Source organism: Agrococcus sp. Ld7 (assembly GCF_045064095.1).
GTDB lineage: Bacteria > Actinomycetota > Actinomycetes > Actinomycetales > Microbacteriaceae > Agrococcus.
In genome coordinates this window covers 52815-70936 of the sequence record NZ_JBISGY010000009.1, presented here as the reverse complement: position 1 = coordinate 70936, position 18122 = coordinate 52815, and the positions used below count along the sequence as shown (strand labels likewise).

Annotated in this window: 17 protein-coding genes; 7 read left to right on the top strand and 10 right to left on the bottom strand. The window is 70.0% G+C overall.

Annotation, left to right across the window (positions count from 1 at the left end; translation table 11 throughout):
• Positions 1-11: 11 nt before the first annotated feature.
• The 3 genes from ACJJVL_RS02555 to ACJJVL_RS02545 all read right to left on the bottom strand — a co-directional run bounded on the left by ACJJVL_RS02555 (position 12) and on the right by ACJJVL_RS02545 (position 3599).
• Positions 12-680, bottom strand: coding sequence for a class I SAM-dependent methyltransferase (locus tag ACJJVL_RS02555; RefSeq protein WP_405216680.1), 669 nt, complete (start codon positions 678-680; stop codon positions 12-14).
• Positions 677-1963: a DUF2254 domain-containing protein gene (locus ACJJVL_RS02550; protein ID WP_405216678.1), complete on the bottom strand. Its 1287-nt coding sequence runs from the start codon at positions 1961-1963 to the stop codon at positions 677-679. The genes ACJJVL_RS02555 and ACJJVL_RS02550 overlap by 4 nt, the downstream gene beginning before the upstream one ends.
• 76 nt (positions 1964-2039) lie before the next feature.
• Positions 2040-3599: a lipase family alpha/beta hydrolase gene (locus ACJJVL_RS02545; RefSeq protein WP_405216676.1), complete on the bottom strand. Its 1560-nt coding sequence runs from the start codon at positions 3597-3599 to the stop codon at positions 2040-2042.
• Positions 3600-3768: 169 nt separating this feature from the next.
• On the opposite strand from ACJJVL_RS02545, the gene ACJJVL_RS02540 reads away from it, so the two are divergent.
• Both ACJJVL_RS02540 and ACJJVL_RS02535 read left to right on the top strand, forming a co-directional pair.
• Positions 3769-4329 (top strand): PadR family transcriptional regulator, encoded by a 561-nt coding sequence (locus ACJJVL_RS02540; protein WP_405216674.1) that lies wholly within the window; start codon positions 3769-3771, stop codon positions 4327-4329.
• 39 nt (positions 4330-4368) lie between these two features.
• Positions 4369-6075: an ABC1 kinase family protein gene (locus ACJJVL_RS02535; RefSeq protein ID WP_405216672.1), complete on the top strand. Its 1707-nt coding sequence runs from the start codon at positions 4369-4371 to the stop codon at positions 6073-6075.
• Here the strand turns inward: ACJJVL_RS02535 and putP are convergent.
• From putP to ACJJVL_RS02510, 5 genes are all read right to left on the bottom strand, one after another.
• A complete protein-coding gene (putP, locus tag ACJJVL_RS02530) occupies positions 6002-7774 on the bottom strand; it encodes a sodium/proline symporter PutP (protein WP_405216670.1) in 1773 nt (590 codons plus the stop codon). The genes ACJJVL_RS02535 and putP overlap by 74 nt on opposite strands.
• A 112-nt stretch (positions 7775-7886) precedes the next feature.
• Positions 7887-10160 (bottom strand): choline BCCT transporter BetT, encoded by a 2274-nt coding sequence (gene betT, locus ACJJVL_RS02525; RefSeq protein WP_405216668.1) that lies wholly within the window; start codon positions 10158-10160, stop codon positions 7887-7889.
• Positions 10161-10241: 81 nt separating this feature from the next.
• Entirely contained in the window at positions 10242-10724 is a 483-nt protein-coding gene (locus ACJJVL_RS02520; protein WP_405216666.1) for a DUF6328 family protein, read from the bottom strand.
• Positions 10725-10755: 31 nt separating this feature from the next.
• On the bottom strand, positions 10756-11013 hold the full coding sequence (locus ACJJVL_RS02515) for a Rho termination factor N-terminal domain-containing protein (RefSeq protein WP_405216664.1): 258 nt from the start codon (positions 11011-11013) through the stop codon (positions 10756-10758).
• 71 nt (positions 11014-11084) lie between these two features.
• A complete protein-coding gene (locus tag ACJJVL_RS02510) occupies positions 11085-12014 on the bottom strand; it encodes a DMT family transporter (RefSeq protein WP_405216662.1) in 930 nt (309 codons plus the stop codon).
• A gap of 49 nt (positions 12015-12063) precedes the next feature.
• On the opposite strand from ACJJVL_RS02510, the gene ACJJVL_RS02505 reads away from it, so the two are divergent.
• From ACJJVL_RS02505 to ACJJVL_RS02490, 4 genes are read left to right on the top strand one after another with little or no spacing between them, the layout of a single operon-like run.
• Entirely contained in the window at positions 12064-12840 is a 777-nt protein-coding gene (locus tag ACJJVL_RS02505) for an EI24 domain-containing protein (protein WP_405216660.1), read from the top strand.
• A gap of 30 nt (positions 12841-12870) precedes the next feature.
• Entirely contained in the window at positions 12871-13956 is a 1086-nt protein-coding gene (locus tag ACJJVL_RS02500) for a lipid II:glycine glycyltransferase FemX (RefSeq protein WP_405216658.1), read from the top strand.
• Positions 13953-15005 carry a lipid II:glycine glycyltransferase FemX gene (locus ACJJVL_RS02495; RefSeq protein WP_405216656.1) on the top strand — a complete coding sequence of 351 codons (1053 nt, stop codon included), beginning with the start codon at positions 13953-13955 and terminating at the stop codon, positions 15003-15005. Before ACJJVL_RS02500 ends, ACJJVL_RS02495 begins: the two co-directional genes overlap by 4 nt.
• 10 nt (positions 15006-15015) lie before the next feature.
• On the top strand, positions 15016-16080 hold the full coding sequence (locus ACJJVL_RS02490; RefSeq protein WP_405216654.1) for a lipid II:glycine glycyltransferase FemX: 1065 nt from the start codon (positions 15016-15018) through the stop codon (positions 16078-16080).
• Between the two features lie 13 nt (positions 16081-16093).
• On the opposite strand, the gene ACJJVL_RS02485 is transcribed toward ACJJVL_RS02490, so the two are convergent.
• A complete protein-coding gene (locus ACJJVL_RS02485; protein WP_405216652.1) occupies positions 16094-16558 on the bottom strand; it encodes a phosphohydrolase in 465 nt (154 codons plus the stop codon).
• A gap of 33 nt (positions 16559-16591) precedes the next feature.
• Between ACJJVL_RS02485 and ACJJVL_RS02480 the strand changes: the two genes are divergently transcribed.
• On the top strand, positions 16592-17107 hold the full coding sequence (locus ACJJVL_RS02480) for a hypothetical protein (RefSeq protein ID WP_405216650.1): 516 nt from the start codon (positions 16592-16594) through the stop codon (positions 17105-17107).
• On the opposite strand, the gene ACJJVL_RS02475 is transcribed toward ACJJVL_RS02480, so the two are convergent.
• A complete protein-coding gene (locus ACJJVL_RS02475) occupies positions 17065-18111 on the bottom strand; it encodes an FUSC family protein (RefSeq protein ID WP_405216648.1) in 1047 nt (348 codons plus the stop codon). The genes ACJJVL_RS02480 and ACJJVL_RS02475 overlap by 43 nt on opposite strands.
• Positions 18112-18122 lie beyond the last annotated feature (11 nt).

Sequence of the window (18122 nt, the reverse complement as noted above, 5' to 3'; positions counted from 1 at the left end):
GGCGAGTCGCGTCAGCGCGCGATGCCACGCCCCTGGTCGCCGATGCGCTTGCTGGCGCTGATCCGCTCCACGGTGCCGGCCTTCAGCCGCTCGACCTGCTCGATGGCGAAGCCCGCCCCGACGACGAGCGGCAGCGCGCGTCGGGTGAAGTGCTCGCCCGCGGTGCGCACGGTCACCTGCTCGACCAGCCGCTGTCCCCAGCGCAGCGGCGGCCAGCTGCTGCCGATGTGGTCGAGCAGCAGCAGGCGACCGCCGGGCACGAGCACGCGATGCATCTCGGCGACCGCGCGCTCCGGGTCGGGCACGCAGCACAGCGCGAGCGCGCCCACGACGGTGTCGAACGAGGCGCCCTCGAACGGCAGCTGCTGCGCGTCGCCCTCGTGCAGCTCGACGGCCCGACCGAGCTCGGCCGCGCGCCGCCGAGCGACCGCCAGCATGCCGCTGCTCACGTCGATGCCGGTGACGACGGCGCCGGCCGGGTAGTGCGGGAGCGTGAGGCCCGTGCCGATGGCGACGTCGAGGATGCGCCCGCTGGCCCGCTCACCCAGCCACGCTCGGCCGCCCGCGAGCCAGACCCGCTCGACGAACTCCATGCTGCGGTCGTAGCGGGCCGCTTCGTGGTCGTAGATGCGTCGCTGGCGCTCGATCGCGGTCTCCCGCACGCGCGCTCGCCGACTCACGCGGGCTCGGTCGGCGAGTGCTTATCGACGACCGCGCGCGCGTCGGCGATCGCCGGCAGGTAGCGCTCCATCGCAACGCCCTCCAGGTCGTCGAGCATGCGGCGCAGCCGCACCGGCACCTGGAGCGAGTCCTTGCCGTAGTGGCTGATCTCATCGACGGCGAGGCGCACGTGGTCCTCGATCGCCTGCGGGTGGTGCACGATGCGCACTGCGCCCTCGTCGTCGACGATGTACGGGCTCGGGGACTGCCGCTGCACGAGGCGCCGGAGGATCCGGTGCAGCTCATCGATGCACTGCACTGCGGTGGTCGGGTCGTTGACGCCGGGGGAGAGTGCACGCTCGGCGATATCGACGAGCTGGCGGATGCCGAAGGCCACGTCCTGCCACAGCTGCCGCTCGGCGCCCAGGCCGATGGAGGCGAACAGCTTCTCCGTCGTCCCCTCGTCGAGCTCGTCCGTGCCCCACACCCGCAGCATGCTCTGGCCCTCGGTGAGGAACTCGCCGACCGGTCGATCGATCGTGATGACCACATCCCGCGACTTCGCCCAGTCGACGAGCCTGCCGTAGTCGATGTAGGTGACCTGGCCGTGCCGCTTCTGCGTGGAGATCTCGACGCGCGCAGCATCCTGCTTCGGGGACCACGTCGTGCCCAGGGAGGTCGAATGCTCATCCGCGGGCTCCGGATACATCGTGTCGGCGAGCGCGAGGGTGCGGTCGCCGATGCGGGAGATGACCTGGGCGACCTGGATGGAGGAGGTGATGTGGTGGATGAAGGCCAGGAAGAAGCCGACGCTCGCGAGCACGAGCAGGAACGCCACCGTCACCGACAGCTGCGGCACGAACGTCCCAGTGTCGCCGAAGTCTCCTCGCACGGAGCGCGTGACGGTGAGCGCGTAGACGAAGCTCGCGGTGAACACGCCCAGCGTTCCCTGCGTCACGCGGCTGTCGAGGAAGCCGCCGAGCGCACGGGGCGTGAACTGGCTGCTCGCCAGCTGCAGCACGACCATGGTGATGGAGAACACCAGGCTCGTCATCGAGATCATACCGGTCGCGATCGTCGCGAGCAGCCCGCGCGCGCCCTCCGGCCCGCCCTGGAACACGAACGCGATGTTGTCGGAGACGAGGTTGTCGAGCATCGGCAGCAGCGTCCCGAGCACGATGGCACCGACGGCGCACGCGACCGGGATCGCCCAGAACGGCTTCCACAGGTCGCGCCACCATGACGCGGCTCGCACCTGGGGCACGCCGCCGCGGGCGCGACCTGCCGACTGCGTGTCGTTCATCCGGTCCTCCCGTGGCTGCCCGTCGGATCGGTTCAGTCTAGGGAGCGCGTCCGGATGCGACCGCCAGGAGCACCGGTCACCCCTGCGCGGGCCCCGAGAGCCCCTCGACGCCGGCCCCGTGCCGGTCGCGCACGGTGAGCCTGACTGCGGCATCGGGCCCGAGGAACGCCCGCGCGTGCTCCGGCAGCGGCACGCTCGATACCCAGCGCCCCTGTGCGGCATCCTCGTCGGGCAGCGGGGCGCCCACCGGTACGTAGTCGCGCAGCGGCACGGCAACATCCGCCTGCCACACCGCCCAGGCCGAGAGCCTGCCCTCGGCCGCGCCGATGTCGACGATCAGGGTGCCGCTGAAGTCCGGTGTCGCCTCGAGGTGGTCGCCGAAGTCGAAGACCCCGTGCCGCTGCCGCAGCGAGAGCAGCCGCAGGTCGAGCTTGTAGCGTGCGGTCTCCGCCGACTCCGGCCGCGCGGTGGGATCGGCGATGAGGAAGGTCGTCACGAGCGGCTGCGGCTGGTCGGTGTCGTCGCGCGGCAGCTCGAGCACGACGGGGCAGTGGTGCGCGGCCACCTGCTGGTGCATCAGGATCGGCAGCCCTCGCACCGCCAGCTCGACCTCGGCCTGCCAGATCACGTCGTCACGACGGGTGCCGGGCAGTCGCACGCCAACGAGGTCTGCGGTGACCTCGAGATCGCCCAGCAGGAATCGCCGCAGGTTCTGATAGCCCTCCTCGGAGTTCACGATGCCGTAGCGACCGGAGTGGCTGCGGTGCACGAACGCGAAGCGGGCGCCGGGCACGTAGGCGTTCTCGATCTGCACGAGCCCGTCGCTCTTCGACCCGACGACGCGCGCCGAGAGGCCCCCTGCAACGCCGTAGTCCTCGGGATTGGTACCGATCAGGGTGAAGATGCGGTCCTTCGGGAACGCGCTGTCGGGCACGGCGCGCGGATCCCAGCCGTCCGGCACGGGGCCTGGATCGTTGCCCGGCGTGAGGAACTCCCACATGCGCTGCGGCCCGAAGATGTCGGCGCCGTTGATGCCGAACGCATCCCGCGCCTTCTCCAGCAGCCCGAATCCCAGCTCGAACTCGATCCCGCCGTGTGGCGTGGCGTAGGTGAAGAGGCGTTCGACGTAGTCGATCGCCGTCCGCGGCTGTGCGCGCACGCGCTGCCGATCGGGGATCACCTTCTGGATGAGCGATCGGCAGATCAGCCCGCCCATCGAGTGCGCGACGAGGAAGACGCGCGGCGCACCGGTCTTGCGCCGCACGAGCTCGATCAGCTCGAGCAGGCTGTCTGCGGCGTCCTCCAGTCGATACTCCTGCGGCTTCTGGCCGAACGTGGAGGCGGAGATGTCGTAGAACCGATGGATCCAGATCGTCGCGGGATCGACAGTGCCGTTCTCCTGCGCCTCGAGCCACGCGAGCTGCCCGCCCTTGACCTTCAGGTCGTAGTCGTGATCGAGCATCAGACGCAGCAGCGGGCTCTCGAACTGGTAGAGCGTCGGGGTGCCGCGGGCCCCGACCCGCACATGGGTGGAGCCGACGTTGAACCCATAGAACGGGTCGTCGGTCTGGTCGTCGATCCCACCCTGCCCGCCGGCGTAGCCGCGGACGTAGATGATCGGCAGCCGCTCGGTCATGACGCACCTCCCCGTGGCGCCCGACGTCGGCGTCGGCCGTCACCCCAGCATGGCGCGGGCACGCGCCGATGGCGAGGCACCTCTTCTGTCGCGGATCGCCTCTTCCGCTTCGGCTACATCCGATCTATCGTTGAGTATCGCCGACAGTCGGTGAGTCGAGGAGGACATCATGCACGGAACGTTCGGAAGCGCTGGCTTCGACGGCGCACGAGGCTTCGACCGCGGCCCGGGAGCGAACATGTGGGAGGCCATGGACAACCTCCGCACCGCGTTCGACCGCCGGGGCGGATCGCGCATGGGCCGTGGGGATGTGCGCGCCGCGGTGCTCGCGCTGCTCGCCGAGCGCCCCATGCACGGCTACCAGATCATCCAGGAGATCGACGAGCGCAGCGGCGGAGCATGGCGACCCAGCCCGGGCTCCGTCTACCCGACGCTGCAGCTGCTCGCCGACGAGGGGCTCATCACCGCCTCCGAGGCGGACGGGCGGAAGACCTACGCGCTCACCGAGGGTGGGCGCGAGGAGGCGGATGCGGCCAAGGATCGCCACGCGTGGCTGCCCCAGGGCGACCACGATCGGTCGGGCTCCTCGACGCTGCCGAAGGCCGGCATCGAGCTGGCGCAGGCCGCGGCGCAGGTGGGACGCACCGGCACGCCGCAGCAGGTGCAGCAGGCGGTGACCGTGCTCGAAGAAGCGCGCCGTAGGCTCTACTCGATCCTCGCTCAAGACTGAGCCGCGTGCCGCTGGCACGGCGGGATCGAGGAGAGCTCGATGTTCGATTCCCGTAGCGCACGGACCCGGTACCGCCGCATCATGCGGTTCGCAGCCCGCCACCTGGTGATCCTGTGGTGGTTCGAGCTCGTGCTGCCCCGCTTCGGGCTGTCACGGCTGGCAGCGCGTGGCCGCAGCGCGCGGCTGCAGCGTCTTGCGCGACGGTTCCACGTGCTCGCCGTCGATCTCGGCGGGCTCATGATCAAGGTGGGGCAGTTCATGTCGTCGCGGCTCGACGTGCTCCCGCCGGAGATCACGAAGGAGCTCGAGGGGCTGCAGGACGAGGTGCCGGCGGTGCCGTTCGAGCAGTTGCGCGAGCTGGCAGAGCGCGAGCTCGGCATGCCGCTGTCTCGTGCGTATGCCGGCGTCGAGGCACAGCCGATCGCCGCGGCATCGCTCGGGCAGGCTCACCGCGCGAGCCTGGCCGCCATCGACACTGCGGAGACCGGTCTGACCGACGCGGTGGTCAAGATCCAGCGACCCGGCATCGGCGCGATCGTCGATGTCGATCTGGCCGCCCTGCGGCGCGTTGCGCAGTGGCTCAGCCACGTCCGCCTGGTGTCGAGCCGCGTGGACATGCCCGCGCTCGTCGAGGAGTTCGCCGAGACGAGCCTGCTCGAGATCGACTACGTGCACGAGGCGTCGAACGCCGAGCGCTTCGCGGCATGCTTCGTCGACGACGCACGCGTGCGGGTGCCGGAGGTGGTGTGGGAGCGGACGACGCGGCGCGTGCTGACGCTCGAGGATGTCTCCGCGATCAAGATCAACGATGTCGCGGGGCTGCGCGCCGCGGGCATCGACCCGGCGGAGGTCGCGGACCGGTTCGCCGCGGTCATGTTCGACCAGCTGTTCACCTACGGCTTCTTCCACGCCGACCCGCACCCCGGCAACATCTTCGTCACGCCCGCGGTCCGCAGCTCGGATGCCGCGGTCGCGCCGGGCGTCGACTGGCAGCTCACCTTCATCGACTTCGGGATGATGGGGGAGGTGCCCTCCGCCACGCGCGCCGGGCTGCGCAGGATCCTGATCGCTGCGGCTGCTCGCGACGGCAAGGGCATGGTGGACGGCATGCGCGACCTCGGCACGCTCCTGCCGTCAGCGGATGCGTCAGGGCTGGAGCGCGCGATGTCGCAGGCCTTCGATCGCTTCGGCGGCATGGGCTTCGCCGAGCTCCGGGAGGTCGACGAGCGAGAGTTCCGGGCATTCGCGGCAGAGTTCGGCGACGTGATCCGCACGCTCCCGTTCCAGCTGCCGGAGGACTTCCTGCTGATCATCCGCGCGATGTCGCTCACCTCCGGCGTGTGCAGCTCGCTCGACCCGGCGTTCAACATCTGGAACTCGGTCGAGCCCTACGCCGCGCAGCTGCTGCGGCAGGAGACGGGCAATGTCGCGCAGGACGCGGCGCAGCGAGCGATCGCGTCGATCCGGCTCATGGTCCGCCTGCCCGCGCGGCTCGACGAGGTGGTGACGCGGCTCGAGGACGGGCGCCTGAGCGTCAGCGTGCCGAACGTGGAGCGCACGCTCGCGCGCCTCGAGCGCGTCGCCCGGCGCGTGGTCTCGGCAATCCTGTTCGCCGGGCTGCTGGTGGGCGGCGTGCTGCTGCTGCCCGCGAACCCGCCGCTCGGCACGGCGCTCATGATCGTGTCCGTCGTCCCCCTGCTGCACGCGGCCTTCGCCAGCGTGCTCGGTCGACGCGGGCCCGACTGAGCCTGCAGGCCCTGCTCCCCAGACGACGGAGGCGCCGAGAGCACCAGGTGCTCTCGGCGCCTCCGCGCGTTCGATCAGCAGCGACGGGCCGACCGGTGCCCGATCGCGGCAGCACGTTGCGATCCGCAGAGGCGGTCGCGCTGGGGTGACCGGCGGTCTGCGCCGCCCCGCGATTGCCGAGCGCCACCATCGAGCCGGTCTGCGTGAACTCGTCGTCGATCGCCGCGCTGTGCTTGTAGGTGAAGAGGCTGACGACCACCGCGACGACCAGGGCGAGCAGGAAGCCCGGCACGATCTCGTACAGCGAGAAGATCTCGAACCCGGGCGCGATGCCTCCGTCGACCGTGTTGGCCTTCTCGATCGCGTCCCAGATGAAGACGGTCGCGGCCCCGACGATCATGGCGGCCAGCGCGCCCCAGTTCGTGAGCTTGCGCCAGTACAGGCTCAGCAGCACGATCGGGCCGAACGCCGCACCGAAGCCGGCCCAGGCGAAGCCGACCAGGCCGAGGATCGTGTCCGACGGGTTCAGCGCCAGCAGGCCAGCGATGATCGCGACCGCGAGCACGCATGCGCGGCCGAGGATGACGAGCAGCTTCTGCGACGGACGCTCCTTCGTGAAGACCTGGAACAGGTCCTCCACGAGCGCGGACGACGAGACGATCAGCTGGCTCGAGATGGTCGACATGATGGCGGCGACCACTGCCGCCAGCACGAGGCCTGCGACGAAGGGGTGCAGCAGCGCCTGCGCCATGACCAGCACGACCGTCTCGGGGTTGTCGAGCGTGATGCCGTTCTGCTGGACGTAGGCGATGCCCACGAAGCCAGAGATGACCGCCCCGATGAGCGAGATGACCATCCAGCTGATGCCGATGTTGCGACCGGCCTTCGCCGCATGCACGTCCTTGAGCGCCATGAACCGCACGATGATGTGCGGCTGTCCGACGTAGCCAAGGCCCCAGGCGAGTGCAGAGACGATGCCGATGACCGCCATGCCGTCCAGATCGGCGGGGAACAGGCCGGTGAGCTCTGCACCCGACGCCTCGATGCCGCTCTGCACGCCACCGAGACCGCCCACCGCGACGAACGCCATGATCGGGATGATGATGAGCGCGAGGAACATCATCATGCCCTGGACGACGTCGGTGAACGAGGCGCCCAGGAACCCGCCGAAGAGGGTGTAGCTGAGGGTCACGCCCGCGACCAGGAGCATGCCGAGGGTGTAGTCGACGCCGAACGATGCCTCGAAGAAGACGCCGCCGGCGACCATGCCGGAGGAGACGTAGAAGGTGAAGAAGACGAGGATGACGACGCCGGCGACGAGCCGTAGGAGCCGCGTGCGGTCGCGCAGGCGATTCTCGAAGAAGCTGGGGATGGTGATCGAGTTGTTCGACACCTCGGTGTAGGCGCGCAGCCGAGGCGCAACGAACTGCCAGTTCAGGAAGGCACCGATCGTGAGGCCGATGGCGATCCACGCCTCGATGAGCCCGGCGGCGTAGATCGCGCCGGGCAGCCCCAGCATCAGCCAGCCCGACATGTCGGAGGCGCCGGCGGACAGCGCCGCGGTGAACGGATTGAGGTTGCGACCGCCGAGCATGTAGTCCTCGTGGTCCGTGGTCTTCCGTGCGGCGTACACGCCGATCGCGATCATGGCTGCGAAGTACAGCCCGATCGCGATGATCTGGAATGTGATGTCTGACATCGTCGACCCTCTCCTGTTGCGTCGATGACCAGGGTACTCACATGTGAAACACAGGTGCGAACAGTGTTTGCCACCGATGCAGATCGGGCGGGCTTGAGGAGCACCGCAGGGGTCAGTCGCGCTCGCCCAGGTCCTCGATGTCATCGGCCACCTTCGGCAGCGCCGGGGTGACACCCGTCTGTGCGCTCATGCGCGGCGTGAGCACCGAGGCGACATCCGACTCCTCGCTCACCGCGAGGAAGGCCAGGTGCGCCTCGTACCGGTCGAGCACGTCGTCGATCAGCTGCTGCTTCGTGAGGCCCATGAGGTCGTAGCCGCCCGACCCGGTCTGCGTGAAGACTTCGAGCCGGTAGTAGACGTCGGTCTCGCGCGACATCCGCCCGCCGAACATCGGCACCGGGGCCTCGACGAGCGCGACCTGGTAGTGGAAGTCGCGGAAGTCCTGCATCGACACGCGCAGCATCGGCTCGTCGATGCCGGTGGAGGCATTGGCCATCCTGCCCTGCTCCACCTCGTAGCCCTGCGCCCGGAACTCGGCGACCACATCCGCCAGCGCCGGTCGCACGACCCGGTCGAGGAACTGCGCGACCTGCTGCTTGGACGGGAACGCGCGCATGCGCTCGAGTCGCTGCTTCCAGGAGCGCTCCGGCGCCTTGCCGCCGGTGGACGCCATCGTGCGCCGCACCAGCACCCTGCCCTCGCGCTCCGCCCGCTCCATGCGCAGCACCTTCGAGAACGAGAGCATCACCAGGTAGGCGATGATCGTCACCGGCAGGGCGAAGATGAGCGTCGCGTACTCCATGGTGGTCACGCCGCCGGCGAGCAGCATCGCGATGGTGAGCAGCGCCGTCAGCAGCGCCCAGTAGATGCGCAGCCACTTCGGGCCGTCCTGCGACGGCTCCGGGATCGACGCGGAGAAGTTCGACATCACCATCGCGCCGGAGTTCGCGCTCGTGATGTAGAAGAGCAGGCCCGAGAGTGTCGCCAGCCCGACGAGGAACATGGCGCCCGGGAACATCTGCAGCAGCGCGTACCAGCCCTCCTCCGGGCTCTCGACGGCGAGGCGCGCGAAGTCGTCGTTGCCGTTCACGATGACCTCGTGCAGCGCCGAGTTGCCGAACAGCGAGACCATGAAGAAGTCGCACAGCACGGGTGCGGTGATCGCGGCGATCACGAACTCGCGCAGCGTACGGCCGCGCGAGATGCGCGCGAGGAAGACGCCGACGAACGGCCCCCACGCAAGCCAGAACGCCCAGAAGAACAGCGTCCAGCTGCCCATCCACTCGGCGCCGTCCGGCTCGTACGCGAAGGTCTGCAGCGTGCGGCTCGGCAGCGTGACGATGAAGCGGCCGATGTTCTCGACCAGCGCGTTCAGGAGGTAGGCGGTCTGGCCGGTGACGAGGATGTAGACCATCATCGCGGCGGCACTCCAGAGGTTCAGCTCCGAGATCCAGCGGATGCCCTTGTCGACGCCCGAGGTGGTGGCGGCGATGGTGAGGAGCACGGCCACGAGCACGAGCGCGATCTGCAGCGCGATGCCCTGCGGGAAGCCGAACAGCAGCGAGAAGCCGACGCCCAGCAGCACGACGCCGATGCCCATCGAGGTCGCGACGCCGAAGACCGTGCCGATCAGCGCGATGGTGCTGATGCTGTCGCCCAGCGGGCCTCGCACGCGCTTGCCGAGCAGCGGGTAGAGCGCTGCGCGGATCGACAGCGGCATGCCCCAGCGGTAGGCGAAGTAGCCCATCGCCATGCCGAGCAGCGCGTACATCGACCAGCCGGCGATGCCGTAGTGGAACATGGTCCAGACCACGGCGTCCTGCGCGGCCTCCATCGTGCCGCCTGCGCCGCTGGGCGGGTCGAGGTACTGCACGACGGGCCCGGTGACGGAGTAGAAGAGCATGTCGATGCCGACGCCCGCGGCGAAGAGCATCGCGACCCACGTGAACAGGTTGTACTGGGGGCGGGAGTGGTCGGGGCCGAGCCTCACGCTGCCTTCCTTCGACAGCGCCACCCAGAGCACGAAGCCGATCACGATCGCGACGGTGACGACGTAGTACCACCCGAGGTTCGTCGAGATCCATCCGACGACGGTCTGCATCGTCGACTGGGCGTGGTCCGGCACCAGCATCGCCCACAGCGAGAAGCCCACGATGACGCCAGAGGCGATGAGCAGCACGGGCCAGTGCACGCGCGCCTCGCGGTGCTCCATGAGCTCCGTCGGCCCCCGGCTGAGGTCGCGGCGCGTGATCGGCGCCTCGTCCTCCGGGCGGCGCTTTGCGACGCCGCGCTCGGTGCCGCCGAAGCGCGCGCGCTCGATCGGCGGATGCGGCACACGGCCCGCGCCGAAGTCGTCCGGGCCGTCGGTCCTCGTCTGCTCTGGCATGCCCACCTCCTCCTCGGCGGCGACGGCCGTCGGGTTCGCAATCTCAGCAGATCGTAGCGCCGACCCGCGCGCACCGATCGGCTACGCGTCCGCGTCCGGGGCGCTACGCCGAACCGACCACGCGAACGTCCACAGCGCGACGATCACGAGGATCGTCACGCCAGCGGCCCAGAGCCCTGCGGCTGAGGACAGCACGACCTCGAAGATGAACGATGTGACGCCGACCACAAGGGCCGACACGACCACGAGCGTCGTGATGAGGAACCTGTTGCCGAGCAGCACGACGTGGCGCTTCATGCGCTTAGCGAAGTGCATGCGGTGCACGACGACGGGCGTCATCCCCAGCAGCGTGGCGAGCCCCGCGACGCCGACGAGCACGAGGTAGTGCACCACCTCGTCGGCATCCAGATCCTTGAAGCCGCTCTGGAAGGCGACCGCCAGCAGGAAGCCCGAGATCAGCTGCGTGCCGGTGAGGACGACGCGCAGCTCCTGCAGGATGTCGGCGAAGTTCCGATCGGCTCGCTCATCGGGCGTCTCGTCCCGTCCGCGTGCATGCGCTGTCACACGGGCATCCTCTCACCGCGGTGCGGGCTCGTCAGTGGTCGCGCAGGCGATCGATCAGCGCTGCCTTCCGGAGGTCGGAATAGCCCTCGATCCCCAGCTCTTTCGCCCGCGTGCGCAGCTCGTCGACGGTGCGATCCTCGTAGTCCTCAGCCTCGCCGCCACGCTCACCGACGGCCGATCGCCCGTCGCGCGCCGCGGCATTGGAGATGCGCGCCGCCTTCTCCTTCGAGTTCCCCTCGTCGCGGAGCTTCTGGTAGAGCTCCTCGTCCTTGATCTGCGGCTCCGGCATCAGCATCCCCTTTCGTCACTGCACGTCGTGCTGTACCCCTATCGTGCGCCGCCCGGGCTGGGTGTCAAGTGTCAGCGTGACCGCACGCCGGCGGCTCGGCTGCGGAACGCCGAGAGCAGCGCGACTCCGGTGGCGACGACGAGCAGCCCGGCCCAGCCGGTCGGCCCCGGGCGTTCGCCGACCACGGCGACCGCCAGCAGCGTGGCGACGACGGGCTCGAGCAGCGCGATGGTCGTCGCGGTCGACGAGCGCAGCGAGCGCAGTCCGAAGCCGAACAGCAGATACGCCAGCGCCATCGGGATGAGGCCCAGGTAGGCGATCGTCCCGACGCCGGCGGGGGAGGCGAGGGGACCGATGCCGACAAATGCGAGCCACGTGAGGCTCGCGACGCCACCCACGAGGAACAGCGAGCCCATGGCACCGGTGGATGTGGCACCCCGGCCGATCAGCTTGGCGCCAGCGTAGGCGTACAGCGCGTAGCCGAAGCCGGCGGCGAGCGCGAGCGCGATGCCGACCGGTGCGAGGGACGCGCCCGCTGGCGCATCGCTGGCGGCACTCCGGCCGTCGACGGCGAGCAGTGCGATGCCGATGGCGGCGACCGCGGTCGCGATGGCCCACCGCAGCTGCGGTCGACGCCGATCGACGATCCACTCCAGCAGGGCAGCGAAGATGGGGCCGGAGCCGAGCGCGACGACGTTGCCGACGGCGACGCCCGAGAGCGCCATCGCCGGGTAGTAGCACGCGGGGTAGAGCACCACGCCTGCGGCGCCCGCGAGCACCCAGCCGAGGTGCGCACGCTGCCGCAGCACGGCGGCAACGCGCCGGGCGGAGATCGCCGCGAGCACGAGGCCGCCGATCCCGAAGGTCGCAAGGCCGATCGCCAGCGGGCTGGATCCCGGCGGCGCGAAGTGCGCGACCGTGCCCGTCGTGCCCCAGAGCACCGCCGCGAGCAGCACCGCGACGGCGTGCGCCGGCCGAGACGGCTGCACGGGGATCGACACCCGCCGATCCTACGGACAGGGCTCGGCGGCTCGTGCCAGCATGGTGCGCATGCGACATCGGATCTCGGAGCTGCTCGCGGGCGCCGGCCTGTTCCTGCGCGGCTTCGGCACCTGGGCGAAGAGCCCCGGCCTCATGGCGCTCGGGGCGGTCCCGGCGCTCATCGTCGGCAGCCTCATGCTCGCGCTGGTGATCTTCCTCGGCTTCCAGGTCGGCGGATGGGCCGAGGCGATGACGCCGTTCGCCGACGCGTGGGATGCGCAGTGGTCGGGAGTGCTGCGCCTCGCCCTCGGGCTGGGCCTGCTGGTGGGCGTGGTCGTGCTGTGCGTGCTGACGTTCGCCGCGGTGACGCTCGCCGTCGGCGATCCGTTCTACGAGCGCATCTCCCGATCGGTGGAGGACTCGCTCGGCGGCCTGCCCGCACGCGAGGAGCCGGGCTTCTGGACCTCGCTGGGGAAGGGGCTGCGCGACGCGGCGGTGCTCATCGGCATGGCGATCGGCACGGGCATGATGGTCTTCGTCGTCGGCCTCATCCCCGTGGTGGGCACGGTTGTCGGCATCGCGCTCGGGGCGATCCTCGGCGGGCGGGCGCTGGCTCGCGAGCTCACCGGCCACGCGGGCGATGCCCGGGGGATGTCGCTCGCCGAACGCCGAGCGCTGTTGCGCACACGGCCGTGGCGCACCCTCGGCTTCGGCATCGTCACCTACCTGCTGCTGCTCGTCCCCGGGGTCGCGGTGGTGGCGACGCCGGTCGCGATCGTCGGCGCGACGCTGCTGGTGCGCGACCTGCGCGGCGAGCCGACAGCGGCACCACGAGCCGCGTCGTAGGCTGGGGGGTCAGCCAGACCGAGAGGTTCCATGCTCATCGCAGCTTCCGTCCGCCGCGCCACCACCGACGAGATCGCCGACTGGGATGCGCTCATCGAGACGAACCCAGACGGCGGCCACATGGTGCAGTCGCGCGCGTTCGCCGAGACCAAGCGATTCGACGGCCTCGAACCCGTCTTCCTCGTCATCGACACCCCGGCGGCCGACGCCGACGCCGCCCCGATCACCGAGCGCATCCACGTGCTCGCGCTGGAGGGCTCGGTGTCGCTCGGCCGCTACTGGTACCTGCCGATGGGGCCGACCGCGACGCGCATGGGCCCGGTCGTGGAGGCGCTGCGCGAGTTCGCGTCCCGTGAGCGAGGGCTGCTGGTCGTGAAGATCGAGCCGCACCTCGAGCGCAGCCCGGAGCGCATCAACGAGCTGGTGGCGATGGGGCTCGAACAGAGCCGCGACATGCAGGTGATGACCCACACGGTCGTGCTCGACCTCACCATGGGTGAGGAGGAGCTCTTCGCCTCGTTCTCGCAGATGATCCGCCGCCAGGTGCGCGGCGCGACGAAGAAGGGCTACCGCGTCGAGCGACCGGAGCCCACGCAGGAGACCTTCGATCGCATGTTCGCGATGATGGGCACCGTCGCGGGCGGCAAGGGCATGGCGGGCATGCGCGAGCGCGCCTACTACGACGAGTTCTGGGGTCGCTTCACCCGCGCGGGCACCGGCCGTTTCTACTTCGGCTACGACGACGACAGCGGCGAGCCGCAGGCCGGCATCTTCGTCACCACCGCGGGCAAGACCGCCGTCTACAAGGACGGCGGCTCTCGCCCCGACAGGAAGATCAACGGCGGATCCGCGCTGCTGCTGTGGACGGCGATGCAGGACTGCATCGCAGACGGCAAGCTCGCCTTCGACCTCGCCGGCACGCCGCCGCCCGAGCGCATCGACGACCCGACGCATCCGTTCCACGGCCTGGCGCAGTTCAAGCTGCGCTTCGGCCCGGTCTCCAGCTTCCTGCCGTCGTTCGACCTGGTGCTGCACCCGGTGCGGCACCGGCTGTGGGAGCGGGTGGTGCGCCGCGTCGAGTGGCGCATCAAGGCCGGCCCGGACACGCTGCGATGACGTCGGTCCGCTTCGCGACCGAGGACGAGATCGCTCGGTGGGACGCGCTCATCGAGCAGAACCCCGACGGCGGGATCATGACGAGCGCGCGCGCGATGGGCGAGATCAAGCGCTATGACCGCCTCACGCCGCGGCACCTCGTGCTCGAGGGCGCCGAGACCGTGTACGCGCTCGCCCACGAGGGCAGGGTGTGGCTCGGCCGCTACTGGTACATCCCGCTGGGACCGACGTGCGACGACCTCGAGGGCATGGTCGCGGCCATGCGCGAGTTCGGTCGGCAGCAGGACGGCCTGCTCGCGATCAAGGTCGAGCCGCACCTGCTGCGCACCCCGGAGCTGATCGCGCGGATGGAGTCTGCGGGCGCCGTGCGCAGCCGCGACATGCAGCTGCTCACGCACACGGTGGTGCTCGACCTCACGCGCGGCGACGACCTCATCATGGAGTTCCAGAAGAAGCTGCGCTCCTCGATCCGCGGCGCAGAGAACAAGGGCTACCGCATCGAGCGGATTGAGGCGCAGGACGCGACCGAGCACGACTTCGAGCGCTTCTACGACCTGCTCAAGACCATCAACGGCGGGCAGGGGGTCGCCGCGATGCGCGAGTACGCCTACTACCGCCTGTTCTGGGGCGAGTTCGCGAAGACCGGCAACGGGCGCTTCTACTTCGGCTACGACGACGACGGCGATGCGGCGCAGGCCGCGATCTTCGTGACGCTCGCCGGCCGCACCGCGGTCTACAAGGATGGTGGCTCGCGGCCCTCGCGCGCCATCGCCGGGGGAGCGGCGCTGCTGCTGTGGCGGGCGATGCAGGATGCGGCGGCCGACGGCAAGGTCGCGTTCGACCTGTGCGGCACGCCCAAGCCGGAGGACATGGACGACGAGACGCACTGGTATCACGGCGTCGGCCAGTTCAAGAAGAAGTTCGGGCCGGTGGTGAGCTACCTGCCGTCGTTCGACGTGATCCTGCGCCCCGTCCGGCACCGCCTGTGGGAGCGTGTCGTGCGCCGCATCGAGTGGCGCCTCAAGCCCGGCACCGACGCACTGCGATGAGGAGGCCAGCATGACCACCCCGTGGACCATCCGCCGAGCACGGCAGGACGAGCTCACCGACTGGGATGCCCGAGTTGAGGCGAACCCCGACGGCGGCCAGTGGACGCAGGGACTCGCGTACGCGCGACTCAAGTCCAGCGAGCGCCTGCGGCCGGTCTTCCTCGTGCTCGAGGGCCCATCGACCGTGCACGTGCTCGCGCTCGAGCACCGCAGCCTGGCAGGCAGGTTCTGGTACCTGCCGCTCGGACCCGGGGCACGCTTCGAGGATCTTCCCGGCATCGCGGATGCCCTGCGCGCCGCGCGCGGCGACGTCACCCGTGGCGTGTATGCCGTCAAGGTGGAACCGTACGAGCTCGACACGCCCGAGCGACGCGACGCGCTGCGCGCTGCGGGATTCCGCGTCGCGAACACCGTGCAGCAGAACATCCACACCGTGCTCGTGGATCTCACGCCGTCCGTCGACGACATCTTCGCCGGCTTCAACAAGAAGCTGCGCAACCACATCCGCAACGCCGTGAAGCACGGCTACCGGGTCGAGAAGCAGGAGCCGGGGGAGGCGACCTACCGGCAGATGTATGAGCTCATGCAGACCGTCGCCGGCGGCAAGGGCGTCGACACGATGAAGTCGTACGACTACTACCGCACGCTGTGGGGCGAGCTGTGCGATCGCGGGCAGGGCCATTTCTGGTTCGGCTACGACGGCGCGCACGACGGCCCGCAGGCATCCGCGTTCATGATCGGGTTCGGCCGCTACGCGCTCGCGAAGGACGGCGGCTCGGTGCCCGACCGCGCGATCCGCGGCGGCGCGCACCTGATGCGCTGGAGCGCGATGCAATGGTTCAAGGAGCAGGGGCGCGAGGTCTACGACACCTACGCCACGCCGCCGTCGTGGGCCGCCGACGACGAGTCGCATCGCATGCACGGGCCGGGCATCTTCAAGCGCCTGTTCGGGCCGATCGTCGATCACCTGCCGAGCCACGACCTGGTGCTCGACGAGCCGCGCTACCGGCTGTTCCTGCGCCTGCTGCTGCCGGTCGAGCGGCGCGTGCGGCGACGCCCCTGGGGCATCTGGTAGCGGGAGCCGCCGTTCAGCGCACCTCGCGGCCGCAGAGCTCGTCGAGGTCGGCGCCCATGAGCGCGGCGCTCTCGCGGTACATCGCGACCAGGCGAGCGCGCAGCTGCTCGTCCGGCAGCGCGTCCAGACGCCACTCGAGCGCGTTGTCGCGCAGGTCCTCGAGCTTCACCGAGCTCGCGAGCGACGACGCTCGGATGCGCTCCATGTGCTCGGCCGTCGTCTCGCCGTAGCGCTTTGTCATCGCGTCGACGGCGTCGACGATGCGCTTGGGGAACTTCGCGCTGGCGAACTCGCGCAGCGTGATCGTTCCCCACTCGAAGACGTCGTGCAGGATCGCGACCGCCCGGAGGTCGTCGGTCTCGACCGCGAGCATCACCCGGATGGCATGCGCGACGTAGGGCTCGCCCTGGCGGTCGACGCGGCCGTCGTAGGCCTTCGTCGCGACCGCGATCGCGCGTTCCAGGTCGACAGTCGCCATGACGCGAGCGTATCGAATCGCTATCCTGAGGGCATGTCACGCGTCGCAGATCCCGCCGAGCTCGCTCGGCTGCTCCGCGGCTCCTGGGCGATCCGCGCCACCACGTTCCCGTACTGGACGAACGCGGCGCGCAAGAACCCGCGCGTCACCTTCGAGCTGGTGCGCAACTCGCCCCTGCAGCTGCGTGAGGTGTACGAGTACCACCGACCCGACAAGGGCGACCGCGAGGTGATCGCCGAGGCGCTGTGGGCGGGCCGGCACTTCTCGTGGCGGATGCTCGGCCGCTCGCGCCTGCTGGCGAGCGCGTACGTCGTCTCCGACACCCCGGCGACAGCAGACATCCTCGCGATCCACTACGGCAAGTCGACGCTGCTGCGGCAATCGGCCGTCTCGATCCTGGCGCGGCCTCATCTCGAGCCCGATCAGGTGCGGCGCTCCGTCGCCATCGACACCCACTCCTTCGAGCTGAGCGCGGATGAGTTCTGGCGGCTGCAGTGGCTCGTGCCCTACACGGCCTCGCCCTCGGCCTCGAGCGACTCCCTGGCCTGACGCACGTCCTCCAGCAGCGCGCCGATCAGCACCCAGTGCACCGGATGCGGCTGCGGTACCGCGATCGGCGTCGTGAGCATCTCACCGTCCAGCCGCGGCATCGTGGTGGTCCGGCCGTCGTCATGCGCGTGCAGGTCCACGAGCGCCCGAGTCTCATGCGCGATCCTGCGTGCCTCCGAGGCGATGCGCACCACCGTCGGGTCGTCGGCCGCCGAGGCATCCAGACGATCGGCGATCGATCGCGACATGCCGATCACGCGGTTGGAGAGCACCGTGAGCGTGAGCAGCAGTCGCTCATCGCGCTCGAGCCTGGCGCGCAGGCGCTTCGCGCGCGGATTGAGGTGCGTGGAGTCCTCCAGCGCATCCATCGCCGCCCGTACCGACTGCACGTGCCCTCGCAGCGCCCTGGCGTCCTCGAGCAGGTGCTCGACGGGCACCCCGGAGGTCAGCGAGCGGTCCACGCGGTCGTAGGCGTCCGCCAGCGCGTGCGCGAGCTCCCGCATCGCTCGCTCCGCGGGCTCGTGATGCACCGGCGCCACCACGACGAGATTGATGATGAGGGCGATGACGGCGCCGATGACGGTCTCGACGATCCGCTCCACGCCGAGCAGCGGCCCGCTGCCCGCGCCCAGCGCCAGCAGGATCATGGCGCTGATCGGCAGCTGGTTGGCTGCCATCGGCGCGAGGCGCAGGAGCCGGGCGACGACCACCGCGACGGCGGTGACCATCAGCACCATGAGCGGTCCCTCCGGCAGCACCAGGCTCGCCAGCCAGGCGAGCACCACCCCACCGAGCACGCCGAACGACCGCTCGATGCCCTTGCCGAGCGACTGGTTGATGCTCGGTGCCACGACGAGCAGCGCCGCGATGGCGGCGAAGACCGGCAGCTCGATCCCCAGCAGCAGCTGGCTCGCCACCCAGGAGACGGCGATCGCGATCACGACCTTGAGCACCTGCAGCCAGGAGTTCTGCTGCTCGGTGAGGAGCCTGCCCAGCCATCGCATGGATCAACGAT

Excerpts from the sequence above, each read along its gene's own strand:
- ACJJVL_RS02540 (WP_405216674.1), top strand. The coding sequence starts at position 3,769 with ATGCACGGAACGTTCGGAAGCGCTGGCTTCGACGGCGCACGAGGCTTC.
- ACJJVL_RS02550 (WP_405216678.1), bottom strand. The coding sequence starts at position 1,963 with ATGAACGACACGCAGTCGGCAGGTCGCGCCCGCGGCGGCGTGCCCCAG.
- betT (WP_405216668.1), bottom strand. The coding sequence starts at position 10,160 with ATGCCAGAGCAGACGAGGACCGACGGCCCGGACGACTTCGGCGCGGGC.
- putP (WP_405216670.1), bottom strand. The coding sequence starts at position 7,774 with ATGTCAGACATCACATTCCAGATCATCGCGATCGGGCTGTACTTCGCA.
- ACJJVL_RS02500 (WP_405216658.1), top strand. The coding sequence starts at position 12,871 with ATGCTCATCGCAGCTTCCGTCCGCCGCGCCACCACCGACGAGATCGCC.
- ACJJVL_RS02505 (WP_405216660.1), top strand. The coding sequence starts at position 12,064 with ATGCGACATCGGATCTCGGAGCTGCTCGCGGGCGCCGGCCTGTTCCTG.
- ACJJVL_RS02475 (WP_405216648.1), bottom strand. The coding sequence starts at position 18,111 with ATGCGATGGCTGGGCAGGCTCCTCACCGAGCAGCAGAACTCCTGGCTG.
- ACJJVL_RS02485 (WP_405216652.1), bottom strand. The coding sequence starts at position 16,558 with ATGGCGACTGTCGACCTGGAACGCGCGATCGCGGTCGCGACGAAGGCC.
- ACJJVL_RS02490 (WP_405216654.1), top strand. The coding sequence starts at position 15,016 with ATGACCACCCCGTGGACCATCCGCCGAGCACGGCAGGACGAGCTCACC.
- ACJJVL_RS02495 (WP_405216656.1), top strand. The coding sequence starts at position 13,953 with ATGACGTCGGTCCGCTTCGCGACCGAGGACGAGATCGCTCGGTGGGAC.
- ACJJVL_RS02480 (WP_405216650.1), top strand. The coding sequence starts at position 16,592 with ATGTCACGCGTCGCAGATCCCGCCGAGCTCGCTCGGCTGCTCCGCGGC.
- ACJJVL_RS02545 (WP_405216676.1), bottom strand. The coding sequence starts at position 3,599 with ATGACCGAGCGGCTGCCGATCATCTACGTCCGCGGCTACGCCGGCGGG.
- ACJJVL_RS02515 (WP_405216664.1), bottom strand. The coding sequence starts at position 11,013 with ATGCCGGAGCCGCAGATCAAGGACGAGGAGCTCTACCAGAAGCTCCGC.
- ACJJVL_RS02535 (WP_405216672.1), top strand. The coding sequence starts at position 4,369 with ATGTTCGATTCCCGTAGCGCACGGACCCGGTACCGCCGCATCATGCGG.